Genomic DNA, 26,259 nt, shown 5'->3' with positions numbered 1-26,259 from the left:
GTGATTTCGCAGGAGCAGGAGAAAATCCTGGTGCGCGCGCTTTCGGAAGCGCCGCGCTATGCCAACCAGGTGCTCAAGCTCGAAGAGCAGATCGAGCGGATCGCGCGCGAACTGTCGCGCTACAAGGATGTGCTCTATCTAGGCCGCGACACCAATTTCCCGCTCGCCATGGAAGGCGCGCTGAAACTCAAGGAAATCTCCTATATCCACGCCGAGGGCTATGCGGCGGGCGAGTTGAAGCATGGGCCGATCGCGCTGATCGACGAGAACATGCCGGTCATCGTCATTGCGCCGCATGACCGCATCTTCGAGAAGACCGTGTCGAACATGCAGGAAGTGGCGGCGCGTGGCGGCAAGATCATCCTGATCACCGATGCCAAGGGCGCCGCACAGGTGAGCGTCAAGACGATGGAGACGATCATCCTGCCGGACGTGCCGGAAATCATCTCGCCGATCATCTATGCGCTGCCGATCCAGATGCTGGCCTACTTCGCCGCCGTGTTCATGGGCACCGACGTCGACCAGCCGCGCAATCTGGCGAAATCGGTGACGGTGGAGTGACACTGTCCCTGGTTGCTTCGTGCGCAGCAATTCGAAGTCCAGCTGGCGATGGCCGCTTCTTTCGTCATCCACGGGCGGAGCAGGAGCAAAGCTCCTGCGCAGACCCGAGGATGACGAAGGGAGGGATGTTTCGGCTAATCGCGAACGGCAGCAGGCTCCATTTGGAACGCTGAGAGCGGCGTTATAGAGAGAGTCCTTTTAAAAACTTCGCAGTTCCAAACGGCGTCCCGGTTCACTAATGTTGCGCTGCAACCCGCGCCCGGTGAACCATGTCCGATGCTCCCAAGACCTCAGGCATGACCCGGCTGAGGAACTATTTCCTCACGGGGTTCGTCGTCTGCGCACCGCTGGCGATCACCGCCTATATCGCCTGGTCGTTCATCGGCTGGGTCGATTCCTGGGTAAAGCCCTATATTCCGGCGCGTTACAACCCCGACACCTATCTGCCGTTTCCAGTCCCGGGGTTCGGGCTGATCGTCGCACTGATCCTGATCACGCTGATCGGTTTCCTCACCGCCAACATTGTCGGCCGCGCCATTGTCGGTTTCGGCGAGCGCCTGCTTGGCCGCATGCCGCTGGTGCGCGGCATCTATGGCTCGCTGAAGCAGATCTTCGAGACCGTGCTGTCGAACAAAGGCGACATGTTCCGCCAGGTCGGACTGGTCGAATATCCGCGCAAGGGCGTGTGGTCGCTGGTGTTCGTCGCCAGCGAGAAGGAAACCGAGATCAATGAGAAGCTCGATCAGGAAGGCGACCCGCTGATCGCCGTGTTCATGCCCTGTACGCCGAACCCGACGACCGGGTTCCTGATGTATGTGCTGAAGTCGGACATCGTGCTGCTCGACATGACGATCGAGGACGGCGCCAAGCTGATCGTCTCGGCCGGACTGGTGGCGCCCGAGGTGAAAAGCAAGATGGTGACGCTGAATGGCGAGCCGATCAACGGAACGGTCGCCAATCCGTCACTGGGGCCTCATCCGGCGCGCAAGAGCCGCACGGCCTCGTCGCGGCCGAACAAATAGAGCAGCAGGCGCAGCGCCTCGCCGCGGTCGGATTGCAGCTCCGGGTCGCGTGACAGGATAAGCCTTGCATCGTCGCGGGCAGCCTCCAGGAGATCGGCATGCGCCTCGATGCGCGCCACCTGGAAGCCCGGTGTGCCGGACTGGCGGGTGCCCAACAGCTCGCCTTCGCCGCGCAATTTCAGGTCTTCCTCGGCGATCAAAAAGCCGTCCTCGGTCTCGCGCATCACCGACAGCCGGCGTTTTGCCGTCTCGCCGAGCGGGTCCTTGTAGAGCAGCACGCAAGAGGACGGCTTGTCGCCGCGCCCAACCCGGCCGCGCAGCTGGTGCAGCTGCGCAAGGCCGAAACGTTCGGCATGTTCGATGACCATGACGGTAGCATCGGGCACGTCGACGCCGACCTCGATGACCGTGGTGGCGATCAGGATGCGCGTCTCGCCCTCCTTGAAGGCGCGCATAGCCTCGTCCTTCTCGGCGCCCTTCATGCGGCCGTGGACAAGGCCGATGCGGTCGCCGAACAATGGTTTCAGCGAGGCAAAGCGATCCTCGGCCGACATCAGCTTGATCTCTTCGGATTCCTCGACCAGCGGGCAGATCCAGTAGATTTTCTGGCCCCCGGCGACGGCGTCCTCCATGCGGCCGACCAGTTCGTCGAGACGCTCCAGCGGCAGCGTGACGGTGCGGATCGGCTGTCGCCCGGCGGGCTTTTCCGTCAGCTTGGAGACATCCATGTCGCCGAAGGCGGTCAGCACCAGCGTGCGCGGGATTGGCGTGGCGGTCATCACCAGCATGTCTGGCGCGTCGCCCTTGGCGGTGATGGCAAGCCGCTGGTGGACGCCGAAACGATGCTGCTCGTCGATGACGGCGAGCACCAGATCGTGGAAGGTCACCGTCTCCTGGAACAGCGCGTGGGTGCCGACGACGATGTCGAGCTCGCCGCTTGCCAGGCCGGCCAATGTTTCGGTGCGTTCGCGGCCCTTTTCGCGGCCGGTGAGGATGGCGATGCGCAGCCCGACCTTGGCGGCGAGCGGCGCGATCGTCGCCAGATGCTGGCGCGCCAGGATTTCGGTCGGTGCCATCAGGGCCGCCTGGCCGCCGGCCTCGACGGCGCGCGCCATGGCAAGCAGCGCGACCACCGTCTTGCCCGAGCCGACATCGCCCTGCAGCAGCCGCAGCATGCGCTCGGGATCTGCAAGGTCGGCATTGATTTCGGCCAGCGCGAATTCCTGGCTTGCGGTCAGCGAATAGGGAAGGGCTGCACGGAGTTTCTCGACGATGCGGCCGTCGCCGACCAGGGGGCGGCCGGACAGGCGGCGGATCTTTGCCCGCACCAGCGCCAGCGAGACCTGGCCCGCCAGCAACTCGTCATAGGCAAGACGCCGCCAGGCCGCGCCGTCGATGGAAACGTCGATGGGATCGGCCGGATTGTGGATGCGGGTAAGCGCGTCGGCAAAGCTGGGAAAGGTGTGCCGGCGCATGAAGGCGCCGTCCTGCCACTCCGGAAATTCGGGCAGGCGCGCCAGCGCCTGGCCGATCGCGCGGCGCAGCACCTTGCCCGAGAGGCCCGCGGTGAGCGGATAGACCGGTTCGACCAGCGGCAGGTTCTCCGCTTCGCTGGCCAGCGCGATGTGGTCGGGGTGAACCATGGTCGGGCGGCCGTTGAACCATTCCATGCGGCCCGAGACCACGACATGCTCGCCCACGGGCATTGCCTTTTCGAGATAGGCGGCGTGCGCATGAAAGAAGGTCAGGCCGATCTCACCGGTGTCGTCATGGGCGTAGACCCTGTAGGGCACCGACCGGTTGCCGCGCGGCGGCGGCTGGTGGCGGTCGATGCGCACGTCGAGGGTCACGATCTGGCCTTCCGCGGAAGCGGCAATGCCCGGCCGGCTGCGGCGGTCGATGACGGTATGCGGCAGCACGAACAGAAGGTCGCCCGCGCGGGCCGCGCGATCACCAAGATCAGCGGTTACGACCTTCTCGATCAGCGCGCCGACCTTCGGTCCGACGCCGGCAAGCGAAGTGATCGGAACAAACAGCGGATCGAGGATGGAAGGACGCATGATGTCAGCTTATGTCGCGACGGCTACAGCGCAAGGCTGACAGCCCCTTCTATCCACGCTATATGCGCCGCAGCAAGCGAGGATGCGCCACAATGACCGGTACGAAACGATCGAGCGAGGGGCTGGACGCCCACCGCCGCAAGCTGTTGTTCCGCTCCTGGCATCGCGGCATGCGCGAGATGGATCTCATCCTCGGCACCTTCGCCGACGCCGAGATCGGCGCCTTGACGGCTGATGAAATCGAACAATATGAGAGGCTCCTCGACATTTCCGACACCGAATTCCTGCCGCTTATCACCGGTGAACGCCCGATCCCGGCGGATGTCGATTGTGCTGTCCTGCAAAAGATCCTGGCGTCCCGCCGGACCATGACTTTCTGAACAACAGCAATTCCAGGAAAAGTGCGAAGCGGTTTTCCCACAGGAATTGCGACAAACAAAGACCGTGATTTGATGAGCCTCATTCCCACCATTGGTCTGCCGAAAGGCCGTGCCGGCCAATTCATCGTCGATGGTGTCGCCGATGGGTACGAGGCGTTTGCACTGGTGCAGGCCGCACTCGAGATCGCGCCCGACAAGCCGGTGCTGTTCGTGGCGCGCGACGGCCAGCGCCTGCCTGTTATCATCGAGGCACTGGCCTTTGCCGCGCCCGGCCTGCCGGTGCTGGAACTGCCGGCCTGGGACTGTCTGCCCTACGATCGCGTCTCGCCCGGCTCGGATGCCGCCGCCAAGCGCCTCGATGCCCTGACAGCGATGATCGCGCTGGCGAAGAAGCCGCATCGCGCCGTCATCCTCACCACCGCCAATGCGTTGCTGCAACGCGTTCCGCCGGCCGACCTGGTCGAGGCGCAGACCTTTCATGCCAGGCCTGGCAACCAGATCGACATGAACGTGCTGATTGCGCGGCTGGAAACGTCCGGCTTCGAGCGGGTGCCGACAGTTCGCGGCATCGGCGAGTTCGCGGTGCGCGGCGGCATCCTCGACCTGTTTGCTCCGGGCTGGACCGAGGCGCTGCGCCTCGATTTCTTCGGCGATACGCTGGAATCGATCCGCGTCTTCGATGCCGCCACCCAGCGCACCACCGGCCAGCGCAAGTCGATGGCGCTGCAGGCGATGAGCGAAGTGGCGCTGACGCCTGAAACCATCAGCCGCTTCCGCCGCTCCTATATCGAAGCGTTCGGCGCGCCGCAGCGCGACGACGGGCTCTACACGGCCGTCAGCGAGGGCAGGCGGTTCGCCGGCATGGAGCATTGGCTGCCGTTCTTCTATGAGCGGCTGGAGACGGTGTTCGACTATCTGCCGGATACGCCTGTCGTTTTCGACCATCTGGCGCATGAAGCGCTGGCCGAGCGCCACACGCTGATCCTCGACCATTATGAAGCGCGCAAAAAGCAGGCCGACGCCGCGCTGAAGGATGCGGTGCCCTACAAGCCGGTGACGCCCGATCTGCTCTATCTCTCGCCGGAAAACCTGATCGCCTCGCTCGGTCCGCGCGAAGCGATCGACTTCACGCCCTTCGACGCGCCCGATGCCGGCGCGAAAAAAGTCTACCACGCCGGCTCGCGCCATGGCCGCAGTTTCGTCGAGGAGCGCGCCGATCCGAACGTTAACGTCTTCGACGCCGTCGTCAGGCATATCGCCGACGAGCGCGCGGCACCTCGGCGTGTTGTCATCGCCGGCTGGACAGAAGGTTCGCTCGACCGGCTAGGCCAGATCCTCACGGAGCATCACCTCGGCAATCTCAAGCAGGTCGAGACGCTGGCGGAAGCCGAACAACTCGAGCCGGGGCAGGCGGCATTGGCCGTGCTGCCGCTCGAATCCGGCTTCGAGACCGAAAAACTGGTCGTCGTTGCCGAACAGGATATTCTGGGCGACCGGCTGATCCGGCGTTCAAAGCGCAAGAAGCGCGCCTCCGACTTCATTGCCGAGGCTTCGGCGCTGTCGGCCGGCGATATCGTCGTCCATGCCGACCATGGCATTGGCCGCTTCATCGGCCTGCGCACCATCGAGGCGGTCGGCGCGCCGCATGATTGCCTGGAAATCCACTATGCCGGCGACGACCGATTGTTCCTGCCGGTGGAAAACATCGAGCTGCTGTCGCGCTACGGTTCTGACACGGCCGAAGCGACGCTGGACAAGCTCGGCGGCGGCGCGTGGCAGTCGCGCAAGGCCAAGCTGAAGCGGCGCCTGCTCGACATGGCCGGGCAGCTGATCCGCATCGCCGCCGAGCGGCAGATGCGCGCCGCACCGGCGCTGGTGCCGGCCGAAGGCCTCTATGACGAATTCTCCGCGCGTTTCCCCTACGAGGAAACCGACGACCAGCAGACGGCCATCGACTCCGTCAGGGATGACCTCGGCGCCGGCAAGCCGATGGACCGGCTGATCTGCGGCGATGTCGGCTTCGGCAAGACGGAAGTGGCGCTGCGCGCCGCCTTCATCGCGGCGATGGAAGGGTTCCAGGTCGCGGTCGTGGTGCCGACAACGCTGTTGTCGCGCCAGCATTTCAAGACGTTTTCGCAGCGTTTCTCGGGCCTTCCCATTCGCGTCGCCCAGGCCTCGCGGCTGGTCGGCGCCAAGGAACTGGCGGAGACGAAGAAGGCTTTGGCCGAGGGGCAGGTCGACATCGTCGTCGGCACGCATGCGCTGCTCGGTTCGTCGATCTCGTTCAAGAATCTCGGCCTGCTGATCATCGACGAGGAGCAGCACTTTGGCGTCAAGCACAAGGAAAGGCTGAAGGATCTGAAGACCGACGTGCATGTGCTGACGCTGTCGGCGACGCCGATCCCGCGCACGCTTCAACTGGCGTTGACCGGGGTGCGCGAGCTGTCGCTGATCGCCACGCCACCGGTCGACCGCATGGCGGTGCGCACCTTCATCTCGCCCTTCGATCCGCTGGTCATTCGCGAGACGCTGCTGCGCGAGCGCTATCGTGGCGGCCACTCCTTCTATGTCGTGCCGCGTATCAGCGATCTCTCGGAAATCCATGATTTCCTGAAAGAATCCGTGCCCGAACTGAAGGTGGCGGTTGCCCATGGCCAGATGCCGCCGGGCGAGCTCGACGACATCATGAATGCCTTCTACGACGGGCAATACGACGTACTCCTGTCGACCACCATCGTCGAATCCGGCCTCGACATCCCGACCGCCAACACGCTGATCATCCATCGCGCCGACATGTTCGGCCTGTCGCAGCTCTATCAGTTGCGCGGCCGGGTCGGCCGCTCGAAGGTGCGCGCCTATGCGCTGTTCACGCTGCCGGCCAACCGCAAGCTCACCGACACGGCCGAGCGCCGGCTGAAGGTGCTGCAATCGCTCGACACGCTGGGCGCCGGCTTCCAGCTCGCCAGCCACGATCTCGATATAAGGGGCGCCGGCAATCTCTTGGGCGAAGAGCAGTCCGGCCATATCAAGGAGGTCGGCTTCGAACTCTACCAGCAGATGCTGGAAGAGGCTGTAGCCGAGGTGAAGGATTCCGGCGAGGTCCAGGATGGCGGCTGGTCGCCGCAGATCGCCGTCGGCACGGCGGTGATGATCCCCGAAAGCTATGTGCCGGACCTGCAACTCAGGCTGGCGCTCTACCGCCGTCTCGGCGACCTCGAAAACACCGAGGAGATCGACGCTTTCGGCGCCGAGCTGATCGACCGTTTCGGCCCGCTGCCGGACGAGGTGAAGCATTTGTTGAAAATCGTCTTCATCAAGGCGCTTTGCCGCAGGGCCAATGTAGAGAAGCTCGACGCCGGGCCGAAGGGCGTCGTCATTCATTTCCGCAAGCGCGAGTTCTCCAACCCGGTCGGCCTGGTCAAGTTCATCGGCGAGCAGGGTTCGCTGGCCAAGATCCGCCCGGACCACAGCGTCGTCTTCACCCGCGACTGGCCGACCGCCGAGAAGCGGCTGGCCGGCTCGGCGGTGGTCATGACGCAACTGGCGCGCCTGGTTGAGAAGGCTGCGTAGCCAACCCGACCCATTCGCCAGCGCTGAAATTCCAGTCTAGAATAGGAAATCGGCTTCGTGTATGGAGCCGCCAACCCATATAGGGGCGGAAATTGCGGGCGAGGGTGCTCGCCGGAAAGAGTGTTGGGTGCAGCGATGACGAAATGGTCGCCGAATTCGTGGAGAGCAAAGCCGATCAAGCAGGTTCCTGCCTATCCGGATCTTGCCGCGCTGAAGAACACCGAAGCCCAACTCGCCACCTACCCGCCACTGGTCTTTGCCGGCGAGGCGCGCAAGCTCAAGAAGCAGCTCGCGGCGGTCGCTGCCGGTGAGGCGTTCCTGCTCCAGGGCGGCGATTGCGCCGAAAGCTTTGCCGAACACGGCGCCGACAACATCCGCGACTTCTTCCGCGTCTTCCTACAGATGTCGGTCGTGCTGACCTTCGCCGGCGCACAGCCGGTGGTGAAGGTCGGACGCGTCGCCGGCCAGTTCGCCAAGCCGCGTTCGTCCGACAATGAGACCAAGGGCGAGGTGACGCTGCCGAGCTATCGCGGCGACATCATCAACGGCATCGAATTCGACGCCAAGTCCCGTATTCCCGATCCTGCCCGCCAGGAAATGGCGTACCGCCAGTCGGCGGCGACGCTCAATCTTCTGCGCGCCTTCGCCCAGGGCGGCTATGCCAGCTTGGAGAACGTGCATAGCTGGATGCTCGGCTTCGTCGCCGACAGCCCGCAGGGCGAAAAATACGGTGAGCTCGCCAACCGCATCACCGAGACGATGGACTTCATGAAGGCCGTCGGCATCACCTCGGAGACCAACTACGCGCTGCGCGAGACCGATTTCTACACCAGCCATGAAGCGCTGCTGCTTGGCTATGAGGAAGCTCTGACCCGCGTCGATTCGACCTCCGGCGACTGGTATGCCACGTCAGGCCACATGATCTGGATCGGCGACCGCACGCGCCAGCCCGATCATGCCCATGTCGAGTATTGCCGCGGCATCAAGAACCCGCTCGGCCTGAAATGCGGCCCGTCGCTGACCGCTGACGGCTTGCTGGAACTGATCGACCTGCTCAACCCCGAGAACGAGCCCGGCCGGCTTACGCTGATCGCCCGCTTCGGCTCCGACAAGGTCGCCGACCATCTGCCGAAGCTGGTACGCGCGGTGCAGAAGGAAGGCCGCAGCGTGGTCTGGTCGTCGGACCCGATGCATGGCAACACGATCGAGGCCGCCGGTTACAAGACGCGGCCGTTCGACCGCATCCTGAAGGAGGTGCAAACCTTCTTCGAGGTGCACCGCGCCGAAGGCACGCATCCGGGCGGCATCCATGTCGAGATGACCGGCAAGAACGTCACCGAGTGCACGGGTGGTGCGCGCGCCATCACCGCCGAGGAATTGCAGGACCGTTACCACACGCATTGCGACCCGCGCCTCAATGCCGACCAGGCGATCGAGCTGGCCTTCCTGGTGTCGGATCTCCTGAAGAAAAGCCATCCGGTGCAGCACAAGCAGGCCGTCAACGGCTGATGCCGGCCAATGACCCGATTAAGGAAAGGCGCTGGAGAAATCCGGCGCCTTCTTCGTTTTAGCTCACGTTTGTGTTCTCGGCCAGCGCGATCAGCTGATAGAAGGCGTCAGTCCTTCTTGTAGAGCAGCCAGTTCTTGCCGGCGCGGCCGGCCATGGTCGAATGTTTGGTGACGCGGTTGCGGCCGCTCACTTTCGAACGGTAGAGCGCCCGGTCGGCCTTGGTGTAGAGGTCCTCCGGGCCTTCGGCCTCGGACGCCATGCAGATGCCCATTGAGACGGTCACGGTTCCGTAATTCATGCCGGTCTGGCTGCTGGTGAACGGCGTCTGCTCGATCAGGGCGCGAATACGCTCGGCGATCTCGTAGGTGGCGTCTTCGCTGGCACCCTCGATGATCAGTGCGAACTCCTCGCCGCCGGTGCGGGCGACGAACATGTCGCCGCGAATGCTCGTTTGGAAAATCTCGGCGATGATCTGGATGATCTTGTCGCCGACAGGATGGCCGTAGCGGTCGTTGATGTCCTTGAACCGATCGATGTCGGCAAGGATCAAGGCGTTGAACAGGATACCCTTGTTGCTGGTGTAGATTCGGGTGATTTCCTTGTCGAAGGCGCGGCGGTTCCGAATCTGGGTCAACGGATCCGTATCGGCCAGCCGCTTGTATTCCTCGAGCTTCGACTTGACGCTTTCGAGTTCGGCCGTCTTGTCGCTCAGCGTTAAAGCGATCTGCTTGCCGTGATCGATCGTCGAATTGGTGGCAACGGCCATGGCGTTGGCGATTTTTTGCAGAAGATCCTGCGAGAGCAGGCTGCGGCCACTCAGGCCGTTCGATGTCTCGTCGAGGATCCTGCCGTATTTTTCGATGTGGCTGCGCTCGCTCCGCAACAGCGCCGCGACTTCCTCGAGTTCCCGGGCGATGACGTCCCGCGCATGCTCGACGATGCCGGGGCCGTGGTTCTGGGCAAAGAAGGCGCGTCCGATCTTATCCAATTCATCTTGCGTCGGCCGGCTGCTCAGCGACACGACGGCGAGACTGAGCTCGCGGTTGGTGCCGCTCAATGCCTCGTAGAAGATTTCGTAGTTGCGTGGCAGGCCGAGGACGGCAAGCTGGCGCATGGTGGCAACAACGGTGGCTGCGATGTCGGTGCTTCGTTCGGTCGTGGCGGCTGCCTGCTGCATGTCTGATCCACTCTTCCCCTCGGATCCCAACGCGGAATTTGCGGGCTCCATTGATCGCCGACCTGGGGAGAGCGACCCGATAGTCCAGAATATCTTGCGAAGAGACGTGTCCCCACCCGCAACCTTCGCTTGGTGTGACCATAGATGCGGCAGCGCTAAAGTTTCCTTAATCCGCACGACCTCCACGGGTTTTTCGCTACCTATGGCTGTAGGAGCATAAGTTTTATACCATCATCGCGGGAAAGCGTCCGGTTTTGAAGGCTTTGACTTCGAAATCCGCGTGTTGTGCCGATGGAATTTCGAATCTGTCATGCCAATCGATGTCGCATTTGCTTGCGCGCAACCACCGCAAAGCTGGAATCCTGGCAAACGATGCTGGGCGGAGTTTCTCCAGGAGTGCCGAAATGAGCGACAGTCACCAGGGATCATGCCTGTGCGGAGCGGTCCGCTTCCGGACAAGGGGAGCATTGCGCGGCGTCGTCTACTGTCATTGCTCGCAATGCAGGAAGCAAAGCGGGCATTTCTATGCCGCGACCAATGTCGCCGACGCCGACATCGTGATCGAAGGCACGGATAGCATCACATGGTATGAAGCGTCCGCTTTCGCCGGGCGCGGCTTCTGCAAGACTTGCGGCTCCGTGCTGTTCTGGAAGCCAAGAGCTCAAGATTATATTTCGGTCATGGCGGGAGCGTTCGACAAGCCGACAGGTCTCAAGGGCGACTGTCATATCTTCGTTGGTGACAAGGGCGACTATTATTCGATCGACGACGGGTTGCCGCAGTTTGAAAAGTCGACGCCTTCGATAGCGGTCGCTGAATGAATTTTGGACAAGACGCCTTATTCCCTTGATCGGGCCGTTGCTTTATCTCGTGCCGGTAACTCGGAAAGAGGTTTGGGCATGCAGCGGCTGATCGACGCTTTTTTCAATTCGGTGCGGGCGTTTCGCAAGCTGGCCGCCAGCGAGAAGGCTTTCCAGCAGGAACTGATGCTGCTGGTGCTCGCCTTGCCCGCTGCGTGGTTCGTTTCGGTCTCCTGGCGTGGTTATGCCCTGCTGATAGGGGCGGTGCTGTTGCTGATCATGGTCGAAGTGCTGAACACCGGCATCGAGGCGGCGTGCGATGCCTTCAGCCGCGAGTTCAATGTCGACATCCAGCTGGCCAAGGATTGCGGCTCGCTGGCGGTGCTGATCTCGGTGATCATCGTCGCCGGCGTCTGGGGTATCGCGCTCATCGAGCGGATCGCCGGCTTTCCGATCTGACCTTCCGAGCGAGCCCGGTGGCATCACTGCTCCCGGCGACTTTCTCGCTTGGCGATGTGGCGGGCGGCAAGCCAGGCCAGCACGGCCACGGTGAGGCCAATGCCGAGCCCGATGAACAGCCGCTCGTGGCGCATCAGCGCCTGGCCGACGAAATGCTCGGCGCCCAGCCCGAAGACATAGCCGATCGTACTGAACAGCACCGCCCAGATCGTCGACGAGATGGCGTTGAGGATGACGAAGCGGGGTGCTGCTATGGTCGACAGGCCGGCCGCGATGCCACCAACCAGCCGCATGCCGTAGACATAGCGATTCGACAGCACGAAGATGTTGGGATGGGTGTTGAGCAGGCGGTAGGCGCGGCGGAAGCCCGGCCGCCTGCGCAGCCCGACGACATGGCGGTTATCGGCGAAACTTCTGCCCAGGATGAAGAAGCAGGTGTCGCCGGCGAAGGCGCCGAGCGCTGCCGCGACAACAGCATGCCACAGCACGAAAACATTCTGGTGGGCGAAGAAACCTCCGAGGATGGCAGCACTTTCCCCTTCGGCGACGCAGCCGAGAAAGACGGCAAGCAGCCCATATTGTTCGATGAAAGGATGGATCGCTTCGGTCATGAGGCCGACTGCTGTCGCGCCAGCCTCTCGTCGATGCGCTTGACCGCTTCCGCCAGCCGCACGATCTCGTCGCGCATGCCGATGATCTGGCTGTGGCGCAGTTCATCGAGTTTCTCGTGCAGCGCCATGATCTCGATCTCGGCCTTCAGATTGACCTCATAATCATGGGCGGCGTCGATGCGGTCGCGTTCGGTCTGGCGGTTCTGCGCCATCATGATCACCGGTGCCTGCAAGGCGGCGACCATCGACAGCACCAGGTTGAGGAAGATGAACGGGTAGGGGTCGAAGGCATCGCGCGTCAAAAGCCAGACATTGCCAACTGTCCAGACAACAAGGAAAGCGATGAAGCCCAGGATGAAGGACCAGGAGCCGCCGATGCGGGCGATCGTATCGGCAAGGCGGTCGCCAAAGGTCTGGTGGAAAGCGACGGCCTTGTTGGTGTCCCTGGAGATCGTGGTGCGCTCGAGCGTCGATTGCAGCACCCGGCTCTCCAACTGGCTGAGGCCGCCCGGCCGTCGCTTGAGCCAGCGGTTCGCCAGGTCGTCGATTGTCTTGTACATGGCCGTCTCCGTCGTCAGTGGAGATAGACGTAGAGGCTGCCGCCTCTCGCGGGAAGTGTTACATTCAAGCCAACAGCGAGGGACCCATGGCCGATTTCCAGAAAATTCGCCTGCGCGCGGCAAAACGCAAGGGCGGCGAAGTCGAGCTTGCAACGCTGCTCGGGCCTGTGCCCGACAATGCCGCGGTCGCCGATATCCCGGACGACCGCATTCTCTCGACCATGGCCGAGCGAATCTTTGCCGCCGGTTTCGTCTGGCGCGTCATCGAGCAGAAATGGCCCGGTTTCGAAGAGGCGTTTCTGCGCTTCGAGCCGAAGCGGCTGTTGTTCCAGCCTGACGATTTCTGGCACGATCTGGCTTCCGACCAGCGCATTGTGCGCAACCCGCAGAAAATCAAATCCGTGCGCGACAACGCTGCCTTCGTCGAACGCGTGTCGAAGGAGCATGGCGGCTTCGGCGAATTCCTCGCCAACTGGCCTGCCGACGACCAGGTCGGGCTGATGGCCTATCTCGGCAAGCATGGCAGCCGGCTGGGCGGCAATACGGGCCAGTATTTCCTGCGCTGGCTGGGCTGGGATGCCTTCGTCATCTCGGCCGACATGGCGGCAGCGCTTCGTGACGCCGGCCTCGACATCGCCGAAAGCCCGACTTCGAAGAGGGACCTCGACAAGATCCAGGCCCAGATCAATCAATGGGTGGCGGACACCAGCCTGCCGCGCCGGCACATTTCGCGCATCCTGGCGATGTCGATCGGCGAGAACCATTCTCCGCAGTCGCTGCGCGAATATATGGGCGACGACTGATCGACGGTCCCGACACGAATGACGTCTGTCATTCGGTCGGGGTTGGTCCAAGCGAACGCCATTGCGAGGCGAATTTTGCCGCGCTAAGTCAGCAGGCATGACCAAGAAGCCCGACATCCTGCGCATCGCCGTTGCCCAGCTCAACCCGACCGTCGGCGACGTCGCCGGCAATCTCGCCAAGGCCCGCGAGGCGAGGGCGGATGCGGCGCGCCAGGGCGCTGATCTCGTGCTCTACACAGAGCTTTTCCTCGCCGGTTATCCCCCCGAGGACCTGGTGCTGAAGCCGGCCTTCCTGAAGGCCTGCGAAAAGGCGGCGCAGGAGTTTGCCGCCGATACATCGGATGGCGGCCCCGGCGTCATCATCGGCACGCCGCTGAAGCGCAAGAGCGGCACCCACAATTCGATCGTCATCGCCGATGGTGGCAAGATCATCGCCGAACGCTACAAGCTCGACCTGCCGAATTATGGCGAGTTCGATGAGAAGCGCGTGTTCCAGGCAGGACCCGAGATCCAGGGACCTGTCAATTTCCGTGGCGTGCGCATCGGCATTCCGATTTGCGAGGACATCTGGGGCGATGTCGGCATCTGCGAATCGCTGGCGGAAAGCGGGGCAGAAATCCTGCTGGTGCCGAACGGCTCGCCTTATTATCGCGCCAAGATCGATGTCCGCCATCAGGTCGTCATCCGCCAGGTCATCGAATGCGGATTGCCGATCACCTATGCCAATCAGCTTGGCGGCCAGGATGAGCTGATCTTCGACGGCGCGTCGTTTGCCATCGGCGCCGACAAGACATTGGCTTTCCAGATGAGCCAGTTCGAGGAAGCGGTCGACGTCATCACATGGAAGCGCGGGGAGGACGGCTGGCTCTGCTCGGAAGGGCCGATGTCGAAGATCCCCGAGCGGGAGGAGGCCGACTATCGCGCCTGCATGCTGGGCCTGCGCGACTACGTCAACAAGAACGGCTTCAAGAATGTGGTGCTCGGTCTGTCCGGCGGCATCGATTCGGCGATCTGTGCGGCCCTTGCCGTCGACGCGCTCGGCGAAGAGCGGTTGCGCGCGGTGATGATGCCTTACCGCTACACCTCGAAGGATTCGCTCAAGGACGCGGAGGATTGCGCCCGCGCGCTCGGCTGCCGCTATGACATCGTGCCGATCTTCGAGCCGGTCGAAGGTTTCCTGCATGCGCTGACGCAGCTCTTCGAGGGCACCAAGGAAGGCATCACCGAGGAAAATTTGCAGAGCCGTGCGCGTGGCACCATCCTGATGGCGATCTCCAACAAGTTCGGCTCGATGGTGGTCACGACAGGCAACAAGAGCGAGATGTCGGTCGGCTATGCCACGCTCTATGGCGACATGAATGGCGGCTTCAATCCGATCAAGGATCTCTACAAGATGCAGGTCTACGCGCTGTCGCGCTGGCGCAACAGCCATGTGCCGCCGGGCGCGCTCGGGCCGTCGGGCGAGGTCATCCCGAAGAATATCATCGACAAGGCGCCGTCGGCGGAGTTGCGCGAGAACCAGACCGATCAGGATTCGCTGCCGCCCTATCCGGTGCTGGACGACATCCTCGAATGCCTGGTCGAGAATGAGTTGGGCGTCGACGATATCGTCGCGCGCGGCCATGACCGGGCGACGGTGACACGCATCGAACACCTGCTCTACATCGCCGAATACAAGCGCCGGCAGGCGGCACCGGGTGTCAAGATCACCCGGAAGAATTTCGGCCGCGACCGCCGCTATCCCATCACCAACCGTTTCAGGGATCGTGGGTAACGCGCAGTTCGTCCAATGGGCGAAAATACGCGATGCCGCGAGGCGAGACAGCTATGCTGGACTGTGAGATCAGCTTCGACCTCGAGCGAATCGACTTCCGTGCGACCTCCGACCTGTTGATGGCGAGCTATTGGGGGGCTGGACGCAGCGACGAGTTTCATCGCCGGGCCTTCGTCAATTCGTGCTGCGCCGCCGCCTACATCGATGGCAAGCAGGTCGGTTTCGGCAGGGCGATCACCGACCGCACGGTGTTCGCCTATCTCGCCGACATCATCGTCTGGCCCGAGAATCGCGGGCAGGGCATTGGCCAGCGGTTGGTGCAGGCACTCATCGATCATCCCGAGCTCGGCACCGTCTCGCACTGGAGCCTGTCGACCGGCGACGCGCATGGGATCTACGAAAAGCTGGGCTTCAAGGCATCGACCGACGGCCGATACATGCGCTTGGACCGCACGCCCCAGTGACCGGAACGCGGCGAAAGCTCCCACCGCCGTTGTTGCAAAATAATCGCACTGGTTGCACCAGATACGCTTTTGGGCAAGGCCCGTCTTGGCGATGCATCAGAGCGTCTCTATAAGGACCACTCCGCGATTCATTTGCGGGAGGTCCGAATGGCAGTATTTAAAATGGTAATGCAAGGCCGCGAAGCCTAGGTCTCATCTGGCGCCGCGCGAAGGACCGTCCTTCGCATCGGAGCCGAATTGAGCACAGGCTTATGCCGATGCCGGTCGCCGCCCGATTACGGGCGTGACGCCAAAATATGCCACTCCGCTTCTGGGCAATCATTCGCCCCTTGCGCGGCTTCTTCAATTTTCGACCTTACTGGGGATCGGGCTCGTTTGCGCCCGGATGACATCATGGCTCGTTTCAAGATCGATTTGCGCGCGAGCGCCTTTCGCAGCGTTCTTGGTTTCACGCTTACCCATTGGCGGCGCCAGCCCTGGCGGCTTTCGCTGATCATGGGTGGTTTCCTGCTGTCGACGCTGGCCGACGTCCTGACGCCGCTCTATTCCGGCCGCCTGGTCGACGCCGTCGCCAGCAGCGCCGGCGCGGACGCCATTGCCTGGGATGCCGCTATGACGGCGTTTTCGATATTGATGGCGCTTGCCTTGACGGGCGTCGTGTTGCGCAACCTGGCGTTCATGGGCATCGTCGAACTGACGCTGAAGATGATGGCCGACATTGCCGCCGATGCCTTCCATCGCGTCCAGCGCTTCTCCACCGACTGGCACGCCAACAGCTTTGCCGGCTCGACCGTGCGCAAGGTGACGCGCGGCATGTGGGCGCTCGACCTGCTCAACGACACCATCCTGATCGCGCTCTTGCCATCGGTGGTCATGCTTGTCGGCTCGACGCTGCTGCTTGGCTGGTTCTGGCCGCTGATGGGTGTGGTCGTTGCCGCCGGCTCGGTGCTGTTCATCATGGTGACGGCGATGCTGTCGCTTGGCTATGTCGCGCCGGCGGCCAGGCTCGCCAACACCTGGGACACGCGCCTTGGCGGTTCGCTTGCCGACGCTGTCAGCTGCAACGCCGTGGTCAAGGGCTTTGGCGCCGAGGAGCGCGAAGAGCGCCGCCTCGCCAGGGTTGTCGCCAAATGGCGGGCGCGCACGCGGCGCACCTGGGTGCGCGGCACCGTCAACGGCACCACGCAAGGGGCGTTGCTGCTGGTCATGCGCGCCGCGGTGATCGGCCTGTCGCTGCTGCTGTGGTCGTGGGGGCAGGCGAGCGCCGGCGACGTCGCCTTCGTGCTGACCTCGTTCTTCGTGCTGCAGGGCTATCTCAGGGATATCGGCACGCATATCCGCAATTTGCAGCGTTCGATCAACGACATGGAGGAACTGGTCGATTTCCAGTCCGAACCGCTCGGCATCGAGGACCGGCCCGGCGCCAAGCCGATCCGGATCACGCAAGGGTCGATCAGCTTCGACAAGGTCACTTTTCACTACGGCAATCACCGGTCGCCGCTCTATCGCGACTTTTCGGTCGATATCGCGCCGGGTGAACGCGTCGGGCTCGTCGGTCACTCCGGTTCGGGCAAGACGACCTTCGTCAAGCTGATCCAGCGGCTCTATGACGTCAATGCGGGCAAGATCCTGGTCGACGGCCAGGACATCTCGCAGGTGGCGCAGGCGTCGCTGCGCGGGCAGATCGCGATCGTCCAGCAGGAACCCATCCTGTTCCATCGCTCGCTGGCCGAAAACATCGCCTATGCCAGGCCGAACGCGACGCAGGAGGAGATCGAGCATGCCGCGAAGCTGGCCAGCGCGCATGACTTCATCACCAGCCTGCCGAAGGGTTATGGCACGCTGGTCGGCGAGCGCGGCGTGAAATTGTCGGGCGGCGAGCGGCAGCGCGTGGCCATCGCGCGCGCCTTCCTGGCCGATGCGCGCATCCTGATCCTGGACGAGGCGACGTCGAGCCTCGATTCGGAATCGGAGGTGCTGATCCAGCAGGCGATGGAGCGGCTGATGGTCGGCCGCACCACGCTGGTCATCGCGCACCGGCTGTCGACGGTGCGAGCGCTCGACAGGCTGCTGGTCTTCGATCGTGGCAACATCGTCGAAGAAGGCTCGCATGACGAACTGATCCGGCTGAAGGGTGGCATTTACCGCCGCCTGTTCGAGCGTCAGGCGCTCGAACTCACCAAGGGACTGGTCATCTGATCTGAGATGGCCTCCGCCATCGGCCGGAGGCCATCTCCATCGGGTGCTTTCAGCCAGAGTGACCTGCGCGGCATACTTTTTTATAATGCTGGGGTACAACACGCCTTTTCTACCATTGGTTGCATGTCGTTTACGCAAAAGCAACCCAGGGATCGTAAGCCCGTACCCTGGGATCAAACTGGTCAGCGCAGGATTTCGGCTTCACTATGCATCTTGCTTCCGAAGATACCGGTGCGGAAAAAGTAGCTGCGCCGCCGGTGCTGGCAATTCACCATGGCTCGGTTCGGCCACTCGCCGCCGAAGATCTCGAGCGGGTCGCCGCACTCTTCCTGACGAAGTTTCGCCGTCGGCGACGTCACCTCCTCGATCGCGCCATCGCTGAAACGGCCGAGTATATGAGAAAGATCTATCTCGACCCTGCCGGCCAGCCAGGCGCGAGCAACGCTCTTGTCCAGATCAACCCGCAGGGAGATCTGGGTGGCTTCCTCGGTGTCCTGAAGGCCCGCTACGAGCTCAACGGCGCGACATTGAATGCCGCGATCATCGGTCCGCTCATGGCTGACACCGGCACCGATCACGGTTCGGCCGGGCCGCAATTGCTGCGTGCCGTGCATCAAGGCGAATTCGATCTGCACCTGACCGATTCGGCCAACCGGGTATCCCTGGCCTTCGCGCGCCCGATGAAATACCAGTTGCTGCCGACGCATTGTCTGGGATGGACCCGCATTTTCCGCCCGGCCGCGGTGGCCTCCGCCGTGGCGCGCGGTAAATGGCCGGGCCTGCCGCGCTTCGTGCTCGATCCCTGCGCCCGAGCATTCGATGCTTTTACGAGAAAAAGGTTCGAGCCGCCTGTCCAGCATTCCTCGTCACACCGGGTCCATCGCGAGCCGATGGATGCCGCGCAATTTGCCGAGCGGCTGCCGACCCTTGTCTCAGATTACTCGCTGCGGCCGCGCTGGCAGGATGGCGAGCTGCCACGGCTGCTCGCTTTGGCGGCCGAGAAACGGGCCGACGGCCCGCTTCATTTTGGTGGGACCTACGACGAAGCCGGTAAAATGCTCGGTTGCTACGCTTTCTACGGTCAGGCCGGCGGCATCGCGAACCTGTTGCAACTCCAGTCCTCAGGACCTCACTGGGGTGCGACGCTGGATGGTGTGATGGAGCACGCGTGGAATATGGGCTGCGCGGGCATCATCGGGCAGACCCAGAGCAGGCTCATGCCGCAACTCTTCAGCTACAAGAATGTTTTCTTCCGCTATGCCGGGGGGACGATGGTGCGCTCGCGCATCCCCGAGGTCGCGCAGGCGGTCCGCTCCGGCGACATCTTTATCGGTGGGTTGATGGGCGACCGCTGGACCCGCCTCAGTTCCGACGACTTCGGCCGTTGATCGCTTTCAACCAGCTGTTCTGATCGGATAAGGGCCATGCGCCTCGCATGGCCTCAGTCTTTTCATCGCCCGCATCATGTTCTATGTGTGCCGACCAGCGCGGGGGCGCATCTTGTCAATCACAAAGGCATCCGGTACGCCCCGCTCATGACAGTTACCGTTCGTTTCGCCCCGTCACCGACCGGCCGCATCCATATCGGCAATGCGCGCACCGCTCTGTTCAACTGGCTGTTTGCCCTGAACAACAAGGGCCGCTTCATCCAGCGCTTCGACGACACCGACATTGGCCGTTCGAAGCAGGAATTCGCCGACGCCATCCTCTACGACCTGCATTGGCTGGGCATCTTCCCCGATGCCACCGAATATCAGTCGCGACGCTTTGAGGTCTATGACGCGGCGGTCGAGCGGCTGAAGGCGGCGGGCGTTCTCTACGCCTGCTATGAAACGCCGGAAGAACTCGACCTGAGGCGCAAGGTGCGCCGCACGCGGGGCCTGCCGCCGGTCTATGGCCGCGAGGCTCTGGCGCTGACACATGAGCAGGTGGCCGAATACCAGGCCGACGGGCGCCGGCCGCACTGGCGCTTCCTGCTGCCCAATTTCACCAGCGATCCGCTGCAGCCCGAACGCACGGAGGTTCATTGGAACGATCTGGTGCGTGGCGAGGAAACGGTCGATCTCGCTTCGCTCTCGGATCCAGTGCTGGTGCGCGAGGACGGCACCTATCTCTACACCTTGCCATCCGTCGTCGACGACATCGAGATGGGTGTCAGTCACGTCATCCGCGGCGACGACCATGTCACCAACACCGGCGTGCAGATTGCCCTGTTCAAGGCACTGGGCGCCGAGCCGCCTGTCTTCGGCCACCACAATCTCTTGACCACCGTCTCGGGCGAAGGCCTGTCTAAGCGCAGCGGCGCACTCTCCATCGAAAGCCTGCGCGAGGATGGCATCGAGCCGATGGCCGTCGCGTCGCTCGCCGTTCTGGTCGGCACCTCGGAGAATGTCGCGGCCGCGCATGACCTCGCCGAGCTCGCCGGCCATTTCGACCCGGCCGCGACCTCGAAATCATCGGCCAAGTTCGATCCGGACGAACTGTTCGTGCTCAACCGCGTGCTGATGCACCACATGCCGTTCGACGAGGCGCGCGACAGGCTGATGGTGCTTGGCATCTCCGGCGAACAGGCCGAGCCGTTCTGGCTGGCGGTGCGCGGCAATCTCGACCGGCTCGCCGATGCGGTGGGCTGGTGGCGCATCCTGCGCGAGGGGCCGCAGGACAGACCGGAGTTCTCCGACGACGATCGTGACTTCCTCGGACAGGCCTTCGAAGTCCTGCCCGAAGAGCCCTGGAACGGAGCGGTCTGGAAGGACTGGACCGGCAAGATCAGGGAAGCGACAGGGCGCAAGGGCAAGGGGCTGTTCATGCCGCTGAGGCTTGCCCTTACTGGACTGCCTTCGGGGCCGGAGCTTGCAGATTTATTGCCGCTGATGGGTCGGGAAGGAACGTTGGCCCGACGACCCTGACCTTGCGCTGCTCCGGCGGCAGGGCGGATACCGGCGACGTCACCGGCTTGGCGGAAAGCCGCTTGATGGCGTCGCGGTCGAGCCCGCCGTCCCTGTTGGCCAGGGTTTCCGGGTCGGCCCCCGGATCGGGCTTGGAGGCCGGCATGGGGACCGACGGTGCCGCTTCCGTTTGCGGCAGCGACTGTCGCGGTGGCGGGTTGCCGCCAATGATCTGGAAGTTCTGCGCGGCATTGCAGCCGCAGGCCGGCGGCCGCGACACGTTGGACTGCTTGTAGAGATAGGCGGTCGGCAGCTCGCTGTAGGGCCTGCCGGTGGCCGACGAGGTCATCGAGGCCGAATCGTCGTCCATGCCGCGCGAATAGAAGACCTGCATCTCGGTGCCGGGGCAGCTGGATTCGCAATTCTTCTGGTCTCGCTCGAAATCGCCGACCGAGGCGGCATTCGACATCGGGAAGAAATAGCCGTCGCAGGTGCGCACGCAGGTGGTGTGGAACTCGCCGCCGGTGCCCGGAGCGTCTGGAACGCCGGGCAGGTTCAGGACGCGGCCGACATTGCGTTCCTCGCCGGGATCGTCCGGCTGGTCAGGCGTGTCGCTCGGCTGGTTGTCGCCGCCGAAAAGCTGATCGAACAGGTTGGCGTTGCCGTCTTCTTCGCGGTCGGCTTCCTGCAGCGGCGCGCGGCGCGGCGCAACCGTGTCGTCGCGGCAGCCATTGGCGTCGAGCGCGGCCAGGATGCGGCCACGGTCGCGACGCGAGCCGCCGCCACCGGCGAGTTGGGCACGCTTGGCCTGGAGACCGTCGAGATTGGCGTTCATGCGGTCGATGGTGGCGTTGAGCCCGGCGCATCGATTGATGTTGCGGGAAAACAGCGAAAACCCGCAACCGGCACTGTCCGCCTGGCTGCGGGCCTTGGAGATCTGTTCGCGCTGCCGGTCGATCGCGGCATCGAATTTGCGGATCATCGCCGGACCGCCGCCGCCACCACGCGAAGCCGCGGCAAGATCGGCCTCCAATTGACGGCAGACCCGCGAGGCGGCCTGTGGTTCGGTGATGGTGGCGCCTGACAGCAAGAGGCCAAGCAGCATGGCAGCATGCGCCCGCTTCAACCCTCCGCTTGTCATCCGCCTCAATCCTGCTGGCCTATGCCCGCCAAGCTACCCCGTTGCCGGTTAATCGTCTATTTCGGCTGTTTGTCAGAACTTGTAGTTCATGCCTATCTTGACTGTGCTGAACTTGTTATCGAACTCGGTGTTGCTGCCGCCGTAGTCGATGGTCTGGTCGCGCAGATCGACATAAAGATACTCGACATTCGCCGACCAATGATCGGTAAATGCCTGTTCCAGCCCTGCGCCAAGAGTCCATCCAGTTTTGGTGCCCTTTTCTGAAAAGCTATTGAAAGGCCCGTCAAGGTAACGGTTTTCAACGCTTCCGTAAGCAAGGCCACCGGTTCCATAGATCAAGGTGTTGTCGAACGCATATCCGGCGCTGGCGCGCAGCGTTCCAAACCAGTCCACCTTGGTATCGTATGTATCGCCGCGGACGCCGACATTGATTTCGCCCGAGTGTCCCTTGATGTCCGCGCCAGCAATGTCAGCTTTGACGCCGAGAACCAGGGAATTGATCTGGGAGTTATAGCCGACTTGAACACCACCCAGGAATCCGTCGATGTCGTAGTCCTGGCTTGCCTGAAACGTTGGCGTGTTGGGCGAACTGAAAACCGCGTCGGTTTTTCCGAAACCGTAGCCGATCTGCCCGCCGACATAGACGCCGGACCAGTCACGGACGGGAGCGGGCTCGGCACTGATGGCGTCCGCGGCAAGAGCTTGTCCGCCGATCAGCGACAGCAATGCGGATGCCAACAGCAGGCCCTTCATGACGTCCTCGCCGTCAAATCAGATGTGCAACCATATCAGGTCGGCCTTCCCTGCGAAATCCGCTTCAAGCCAAGGCCGAATTTCCGCAATCGCAAGTTGCTGATGCGCAACACCCCGGTTTGCAACGAGTTTGTCGTGGGTACCTGAGGGTGCTGCCCGATGGAGCAAGCCGTGCCTGCTGAGCCGGCTTCGGCTAGTCCAGATTGGCGATGGCCTGGGCCTTGTGCGCGGCCTCGACCACGGCGAGCGCCGTCATGTTGACCACACCGCGTGACGTGACAGAGGGCGTCAATATGTGGGCCGGCATGTCGGTGCCGAGCAGGATCGGGCCGACATGGAGCGCATCCATCATGGCGCGCAACGCCGTCAGCGTGATGTTGGCCGAATCGAGGTTGGGGAACACCAGCAGATTGGCTTCGCCCTTGAGCCGCGAATGCGGATAGACGCGCTGGCGTAGATGCTCGGACAGTGCGGAATCGGCATGCATTTCGCCGTCGCACTGCAACTCCGGCGCGATACGCGCCAGGATTGCCGCCGCCTGACGCATCTTTAGCGCGCTTGGTGAATCGCGCGAACCGAAATCCGAATGCGACAGAAGGGCCGCCTTCGGCTCGATGCCGAAGCGCTGGATTTCCTCGGCCGCCAGCACGGTCATCTCGGCGATCTCCTCGGCCGTCGGGTCGACGGAGACGTGCGTGTCGGTGAGGAAGATGATGCCGCGCTGCGAAATCAGCATCGAAAGCGTCGACAGGTCATAGTCCTTGATGCCGGCACGAGGGCCAATAATCAGCGTCACGTTGCGCAGATGCCGCTCGAAGCGCCCTTCGAGGCCGCAGACCATGGCATCGGCGTCGCGGCGCTTCAGCGCCAGCGCTGCGATCACGGTGTTGTCGGTGCGCACCATGGTGCGCGCGGCCTCCGTCGTGACGCCGCGCCGGCCGGCGAGTTCGATCAGCAGGTCGACATAGTGGCGATAGCGCGGATCGTCCTCGGGATTGATCAGGCCGAAATCGACGCCCGGCTTGATGCGCAGCCCGTAGCGCTTCAGCCTGACCTCGATGACGTGCGGGCGGCCGATCAGGATCGGCTCGGCGATGCCTTCCTCAAGCACCACCTGGGCGGCGCGCAGCACGCGCTCGTCCTCGCCATCGGCATAGATGACGCGCTTGGCGCTCGATGCCTTGGCGGACGAGAATACCGGCTTCATCACCAGGCCGGAGCGGAAGACGAAGCGATTGAGCTTGTCGATATAGGCGGCGAAGTCGGTGATCGGCCGTGTCGCCACACCGGTGTCGCAGGCCGCCTTGGCTACGGCCGGCGCGATGCGCAGGATGAGCCTGGGATCGAAGGGCGAGGGGATCAGGAAATCGGGCCCGAAGATCGGCGTCTCGCCCGAATAGGCGCGTGCGGCGACGTCCGAAGGCTCTTCGCGGGCAAGAGCGGCGATGGCCCGCACGGCAGCCATCTTCATCTCCTCGTTGATGGCGCTCGCGCCGCAGTCGAGCGCGCCACGGAAGATGTAGGGGAAGCACAGGACATTGTTGACCTGATTGGGAAAATCGGAGCGGCCGGTGCAGATCATGGCATCGGGACGCGCCGCGCGCGCCACTTCCGGCATGATCTCGGGATTGGGATTGGCCAGCGCCAGGATCAAAGGCTTCGGTGCCATGTGCTCCAGCAGTTCCGGCTTCAGCACGCCGGCGGCCGAAAGGCCGAGGAAGACATCGGCGCCCGGGATGACATCGGCCAGCGTGCGCGCCTCGGTCTCCTTCACATAGGGGTCTTTCCAGCGGTCCATCTCTTCGGTGCGGCCCTTGTAGGCGACACCGAAACGGTCGGTGACCCAGATGTTTTCGATGCGCACGCCAAGCGAGACCAGAAGGTTCAGGCAGGCAAGGGCAGCGGCACCCGCACCGGAGGTGACGACCTTGATGTCCGAGATGGTCTTGCCGGCGAATTCCAGTCCGTTGAGCACGGCGGCGGCGACGATGATGGCGGTGCCATGCTGGTCGTCGTGGAATACCGGTATGCTCATACGAGCTTTCAGCCGTTCCTCGACTTCAAAACACTCCGGCGCCTTGATGTCCTCGAGGTTGATGCCGCCGAATGTGGGTTCGAGAGCGGCGACGGTCTCCACCATGCGCTCGATCTCGGGTGCGTCGATCTCGATGTCGAAGACGTCGATGCCGGCGAACTTCTTGAACAGAACCGCCTTGCCTTCCATGACCGGCTTGGAGGCCAGCGGGCCGATATTGCCGAGGCCGAGCACGGCCGAGCCATTGGAGACGACGCCGACGAGGTTGGCGCGCGCCGTGTAATCGGCGGCGGTTGCCGGATTGTCGCGGATCTCAAGACAAGGCGCCGCCACGCCGGGCGAATAGGCGAGCGCCAGGTCGCGCTGGTTGCCGAGCGGCTTGGTTGCCTGGATCTCGAGCTTTCCCGGCGTCGGGTGCTTGTGGAAGTAGAGGGCGGCTTCGTCGAGGTCCGAACGTGCCGTTTTCTTGTTCTCGCCTTCCATGCGGCCGCTCCCTCGAAACCTGTGTCGGGAGTCCTTTTAGCATGCGGCCAAGATTTTTCGCGACGCTAATTGACGCGCCGGCAGCATTAAGTGACGGCGCGTCGAAAATCAATAAATATCAAATGTTTATGGCAATTTCATGCCAGATGAGTCGCGCCGCTCCGCAGACCTTGCAATCAAAACGCGCTGACGTAGAGACCGCCATCGACCGGTATGTTCTGGCCCGTGAGATAGCCGGCATGAACCGAGCAGAGGAAGGCGCAGATCTGGCCGAATTCCTCAGGCGTGCCGAGCCGCTTGGCCGGGACATCGGCGCTGATGCGGGTCTTGCGCGCGGCTGCCGCAGCAGGGTCCTCGACGGTGCCGGCCTCATGCGGGCCGCGCAGCCGGTCGGTGTCGAGCTTGCCGGGCAAGAGACTGTTGATGGTGACGTTGCGGTCGATCACCGTTCGCGCCACGCCGGCGAGGAAGGAGGTCAGGCCGGCGCGCGCGCCCGACGACAGGTCGAGACCGGGAATTGGGACATAGACCGACAGCGAGGTGATGTTGACGATGCGGCCGAAGCCGCGCTTCGCCATGCCGTCGAGGACGGCCTGCACCAGTTCGATCGGCGTCACCATGTTCTGGGTCACGCCTTCGAGGATTTTCGCACGATCGAGTTCGCGGAAATCGCGCAGCGGCGGGCCGCCATTGTTGTTGACGAGGATGTCGGGCTCCGGGCAGGCGGCGAGCAGCGCCTTCTGCACTTCCGGCTTCGAAACGTCGCCGGCGACTTCCGTCACCGTCACGCCGTAACGCGCGCGCAGTTCCGCGGCGGTCCTGGCCACCAGTTCGGCGTTGCGCCCATTGACGACGATATCGCAACCGGCCTCGGCCAGCGCCATGGCGCAGCCTTTTCCAAGACCCTTGCTCGAAGCGCAGACGATGGCCTTCTTTCCGCGGATACCAAGATCCATGACGATTTCTCCTGTGATTTGGCCGGCAAGCTAGTCCTTAGGCTGGACCAATC

The 26,259-nt window shown here is 63.1% G+C and carries 21 protein-coding genes; 13 read left to right on the top strand and 8 right to left on the bottom strand.

Features of this window, described 5'->3' with window-relative positions:
* Both FJ546_RS21645 and FJ546_RS21640 read left to right on the top strand, forming a co-directional pair.
* Positions 1-561: SIS domain-containing protein (locus tag FJ546_RS21645; RefSeq protein ID WP_140891186.1), on the top strand; the 561-nt coding region annotated here is incomplete at its 5' end.
* A 269-nt stretch (positions 562-830) separates the two neighbouring features.
* Positions 831-1,583, top strand: a complete 753-nt coding sequence (locus FJ546_RS21640) for a DUF502 domain-containing protein (RefSeq protein WP_140891185.1) — start codon at positions 831-833, stop codon at positions 1,581-1,583.
* On the opposite strand, the gene recG is transcribed toward FJ546_RS21640, so the two are convergent.
* Complete coding sequence (recG, locus tag FJ546_RS21635; protein WP_140891184.1) at positions 1,535-3,643, bottom strand: ATP-dependent DNA helicase RecG; 2,109 nt, start codon at positions 3,641-3,643, stop codon at positions 1,535-1,537. The two genes, FJ546_RS21640 and recG, sit on opposite strands and share 49 nt — an antisense overlap.
* 92 nt (positions 3,644-3,735) lie before the next feature.
* On the opposite strand from recG, the gene FJ546_RS21630 reads away from it, so the two are divergent.
* The 3 genes from FJ546_RS21630 (at position 3,736) to FJ546_RS21620 (ending at position 9,102) form a co-directional block, all read left to right on the top strand.
* Positions 3,736-4,023, top strand: coding sequence for a succinate dehydrogenase assembly factor 2 (locus tag FJ546_RS21630; protein WP_140891183.1), 288 nt, complete (start codon positions 3,736-3,738; stop codon positions 4,021-4,023).
* A gap of 72 nt (positions 4,024-4,095) precedes the next feature.
* Positions 4,096-7,593, top strand: coding sequence for a transcription-repair coupling factor (mfd, locus tag FJ546_RS21625; protein ID WP_140891182.1), 3,498 nt, complete (start codon positions 4,096-4,098; stop codon positions 7,591-7,593).
* Positions 7,594-7,728: 135 nt separating this feature from the next.
* A complete protein-coding gene (locus tag FJ546_RS21620) occupies positions 7,729-9,102 on the top strand; it encodes a 3-deoxy-7-phosphoheptulonate synthase class II (RefSeq protein WP_095775334.1) in 1,374 nt (457 codons plus the stop codon).
* A gap of 107 nt (positions 9,103-9,209) precedes the next feature.
* Here the strand turns inward: FJ546_RS21620 and FJ546_RS21615 are convergent, their stop codons facing one another.
* On the bottom strand, positions 9,210-10,280 hold the full coding sequence (locus FJ546_RS21615) for a GGDEF domain-containing protein (RefSeq protein ID WP_140891181.1): 1,071 nt from the start codon (positions 10,278-10,280) through the stop codon (positions 9,210-9,212).
* Positions 10,281-10,684: 404 nt separating this feature from the next.
* Here FJ546_RS21615 and FJ546_RS21610 point away from each other — a divergent pair, with 404 nt between their 5' ends.
* Together FJ546_RS21610 and FJ546_RS21605 are read left to right on the top strand one after the other, a co-directional pair.
* Positions 10,685-11,101, top strand: a complete 417-nt coding sequence (locus FJ546_RS21610) for a GFA family protein (protein ID WP_140891180.1) — start codon at positions 10,685-10,687, stop codon at positions 11,099-11,101.
* A 78-nt stretch (positions 11,102-11,179) separates the two neighbouring features.
* Positions 11,180-11,539 (top strand): diacylglycerol kinase, encoded by a 360-nt coding sequence (locus FJ546_RS21605; RefSeq protein WP_140891179.1) that lies wholly within the window; start codon positions 11,180-11,182, stop codon positions 11,537-11,539.
* A 23-nt stretch (positions 11,540-11,562) separates the two neighbouring features.
* Here the strand turns inward: FJ546_RS21605 and FJ546_RS21600 are convergent, their stop codons facing one another.
* Both FJ546_RS21600 and FJ546_RS21595 read right to left on the bottom strand, forming a co-directional pair.
* Positions 11,563-12,150, bottom strand: coding sequence for a DedA family protein (locus FJ546_RS21600; protein WP_140891178.1), 588 nt, complete (start codon positions 12,148-12,150; stop codon positions 11,563-11,565).
* The gene (locus FJ546_RS21595; protein ID WP_140891177.1) at positions 12,147-12,710 is read right to left on the bottom strand and encodes a DUF1003 domain-containing protein; all 564 of its coding nucleotides are present in this window, start codon (positions 12,708-12,710) and stop codon (positions 12,147-12,149) included. The genes FJ546_RS21600 and FJ546_RS21595 overlap by 4 nt, the downstream gene beginning before the upstream one ends.
* A gap of 86 nt (positions 12,711-12,796) precedes the next feature.
* On the opposite strand from FJ546_RS21595, the gene FJ546_RS21590 reads away from it, so the two are divergent.
* The 6 genes from FJ546_RS21590 to gltX all read left to right on the top strand — a co-directional run bounded on the left by FJ546_RS21590 (position 12,797) and on the right by gltX (position 20,859).
* On the top strand, positions 12,797-13,513 hold the full coding sequence (locus FJ546_RS21590; RefSeq protein WP_140891176.1) for a DNA-3-methyladenine glycosylase I: 717 nt from the start codon (positions 12,797-12,799) through the stop codon (positions 13,511-13,513).
* Positions 13,514-13,610: 97 nt separating this feature from the next.
* On the top strand, positions 13,611-15,287 hold the full coding sequence (locus FJ546_RS21585; RefSeq protein ID WP_140891175.1) for an NAD+ synthase: 1,677 nt from the start codon (positions 13,611-13,613) through the stop codon (positions 15,285-15,287).
* A gap of 53 nt (positions 15,288-15,340) precedes the next feature.
* Positions 15,341-15,751, top strand: coding sequence for a GNAT family N-acetyltransferase (locus tag FJ546_RS21580; RefSeq protein WP_140891174.1), 411 nt, complete (start codon positions 15,341-15,343; stop codon positions 15,749-15,751).
* Between the two features lie 393 nt (positions 15,752-16,144).
* A complete protein-coding gene (locus tag FJ546_RS21575; RefSeq protein WP_140891173.1) occupies positions 16,145-17,950 on the top strand; it encodes an ABC transporter ATP-binding protein in 1,806 nt (601 codons plus the stop codon).
* 206 nt (positions 17,951-18,156) lie between these two features.
* Positions 18,157-19,338 carry a hypothetical protein gene (locus FJ546_RS21570; RefSeq protein WP_140891172.1) on the top strand — a complete coding sequence of 394 codons (1,182 nt, stop codon included), beginning with the start codon at positions 18,157-18,159 and terminating at the stop codon, positions 19,336-19,338.
* Positions 19,339-19,485: 147 nt separating this feature from the next.
* Positions 19,486-20,859 (top strand): glutamate--tRNA ligase, encoded by a 1,374-nt coding sequence (gltX, locus tag FJ546_RS21565; protein ID WP_140891171.1) that lies wholly within the window; start codon positions 19,486-19,488, stop codon positions 20,857-20,859.
* On the opposite strand, the gene FJ546_RS21560 is transcribed toward gltX, so the two are convergent.
* The 4 genes from FJ546_RS21560 to FJ546_RS21545 all read right to left on the bottom strand — a co-directional run bounded on the left by FJ546_RS21560 (position 20,777) and on the right by FJ546_RS21545 (position 26,206).
* Entirely contained in the window at positions 20,777-21,979 is a 1,203-nt protein-coding gene (locus FJ546_RS21560; protein ID WP_140891170.1) for a DUF2865 domain-containing protein, read from the bottom strand. The genes gltX and FJ546_RS21560 overlap by 83 nt on opposite strands.
* Positions 21,980-22,051: 72 nt before the next feature.
* Entirely contained in the window at positions 22,052-22,732 is a 681-nt protein-coding gene (locus FJ546_RS21555; RefSeq protein WP_140891169.1) for an outer membrane protein, read from the bottom strand.
* A gap of 193 nt (positions 22,733-22,925) precedes the next feature.
* Positions 22,926-25,250 (bottom strand): NADP-dependent malic enzyme, encoded by a 2,325-nt coding sequence (locus FJ546_RS21550; protein WP_140891168.1) that lies wholly within the window; start codon positions 25,248-25,250, stop codon positions 22,926-22,928.
* A 176-nt stretch (positions 25,251-25,426) separates the two neighbouring features.
* Positions 25,427-26,206, bottom strand: a complete 780-nt coding sequence (locus FJ546_RS21545) for an SDR family oxidoreductase (protein WP_140891167.1) — start codon at positions 26,204-26,206, stop codon at positions 25,427-25,429.
* Positions 26,207-26,259 lie beyond the last annotated feature (53 nt).

Source organism: Mesorhizobium sp. B2-4-19, assembly GCF_006441315.1.
Taxonomy (GTDB): domain Bacteria; phylum Pseudomonadota; class Alphaproteobacteria; order Rhizobiales; family Rhizobiaceae; genus Mesorhizobium.
Note: the sequence above shows the minus strand (reverse complement) of the source record. Positions and strands in the feature narration are given on the sequence as shown.

Coding starts and splice junctions, on each gene's coding strand:
- gltX (WP_140891171.1), top strand. CDS start 19,486: ATGACAGTTACCGTTCGTTTCGCCCCGTCACCGACCGGCCGCATCCAT.
- recG (WP_140891184.1), bottom strand. CDS start 3,643: ATGCGTCCTTCCATCCTCGATCCGCTGTTTGTTCCGATCACTTCGCTT.
- FJ546_RS21595 (WP_140891177.1), bottom strand. CDS start 12,710: ATGTACAAGACAATCGACGACCTGGCGAACCGCTGGCTCAAGCGACGG.
- FJ546_RS21610 (WP_140891180.1), top strand. CDS start 10,685: ATGAGCGACAGTCACCAGGGATCATGCCTGTGCGGAGCGGTCCGCTTC.
- FJ546_RS21615 (WP_140891181.1), bottom strand. CDS start 10,280: ATGCAGCAGGCAGCCGCCACGACCGAACGAAGCACCGACATCGCAGCC.
- FJ546_RS21590 (WP_140891176.1), top strand. CDS start 12,797: ATGGCCGATTTCCAGAAAATTCGCCTGCGCGCGGCAAAACGCAAGGGC.
- FJ546_RS21570 (WP_140891172.1), top strand. CDS start 18,157: ATGCATCTTGCTTCCGAAGATACCGGTGCGGAAAAAGTAGCTGCGCCG.
- FJ546_RS21630 (WP_140891183.1), top strand. CDS start 3,736: ATGACCGGTACGAAACGATCGAGCGAGGGGCTGGACGCCCACCGCCGC.
- FJ546_RS21560 (WP_140891170.1), bottom strand. CDS start 21,979: ATGACAAGCGGAGGGTTGAAGCGGGCGCATGCTGCCATGCTGCTTGGC.
- FJ546_RS21605 (WP_140891179.1), top strand. CDS start 11,180: ATGCAGCGGCTGATCGACGCTTTTTTCAATTCGGTGCGGGCGTTTCGC.
- FJ546_RS21550 (WP_140891168.1), bottom strand. CDS start 25,250: ATGGAAGGCGAGAACAAGAAAACGGCACGTTCGGACCTCGACGAAGCC.
- mfd (WP_140891182.1), top strand. CDS start 4,096: ATGAGCCTCATTCCCACCATTGGTCTGCCGAAAGGCCGTGCCGGCCAA.
- FJ546_RS21640 (WP_140891185.1), top strand. CDS start 831: ATGTCCGATGCTCCCAAGACCTCAGGCATGACCCGGCTGAGGAACTAT.
- FJ546_RS21585 (WP_140891175.1), top strand. CDS start 13,611: ATGACCAAGAAGCCCGACATCCTGCGCATCGCCGTTGCCCAGCTCAAC.
- FJ546_RS21555 (WP_140891169.1), bottom strand. CDS start 22,732: ATGAAGGGCCTGCTGTTGGCATCCGCATTGCTGTCGCTGATCGGCGGA.
- FJ546_RS21620 (WP_095775334.1), top strand. CDS start 7,729: ATGACGAAATGGTCGCCGAATTCGTGGAGAGCAAAGCCGATCAAGCAG.
- FJ546_RS21600 (WP_140891178.1), bottom strand. CDS start 12,150: ATGACCGAAGCGATCCATCCTTTCATCGAACAATATGGGCTGCTTGCC.
- FJ546_RS21580 (WP_140891174.1), top strand. CDS start 15,341: ATGCTGGACTGTGAGATCAGCTTCGACCTCGAGCGAATCGACTTCCGT.
- FJ546_RS21545 (WP_140891167.1), bottom strand. CDS start 26,206: ATGGATCTTGGTATCCGCGGAAAGAAGGCCATCGTCTGCGCTTCGAGC.
- FJ546_RS21575 (WP_140891173.1), top strand. CDS start 16,145: ATGGCTCGTTTCAAGATCGATTTGCGCGCGAGCGCCTTTCGCAGCGTT.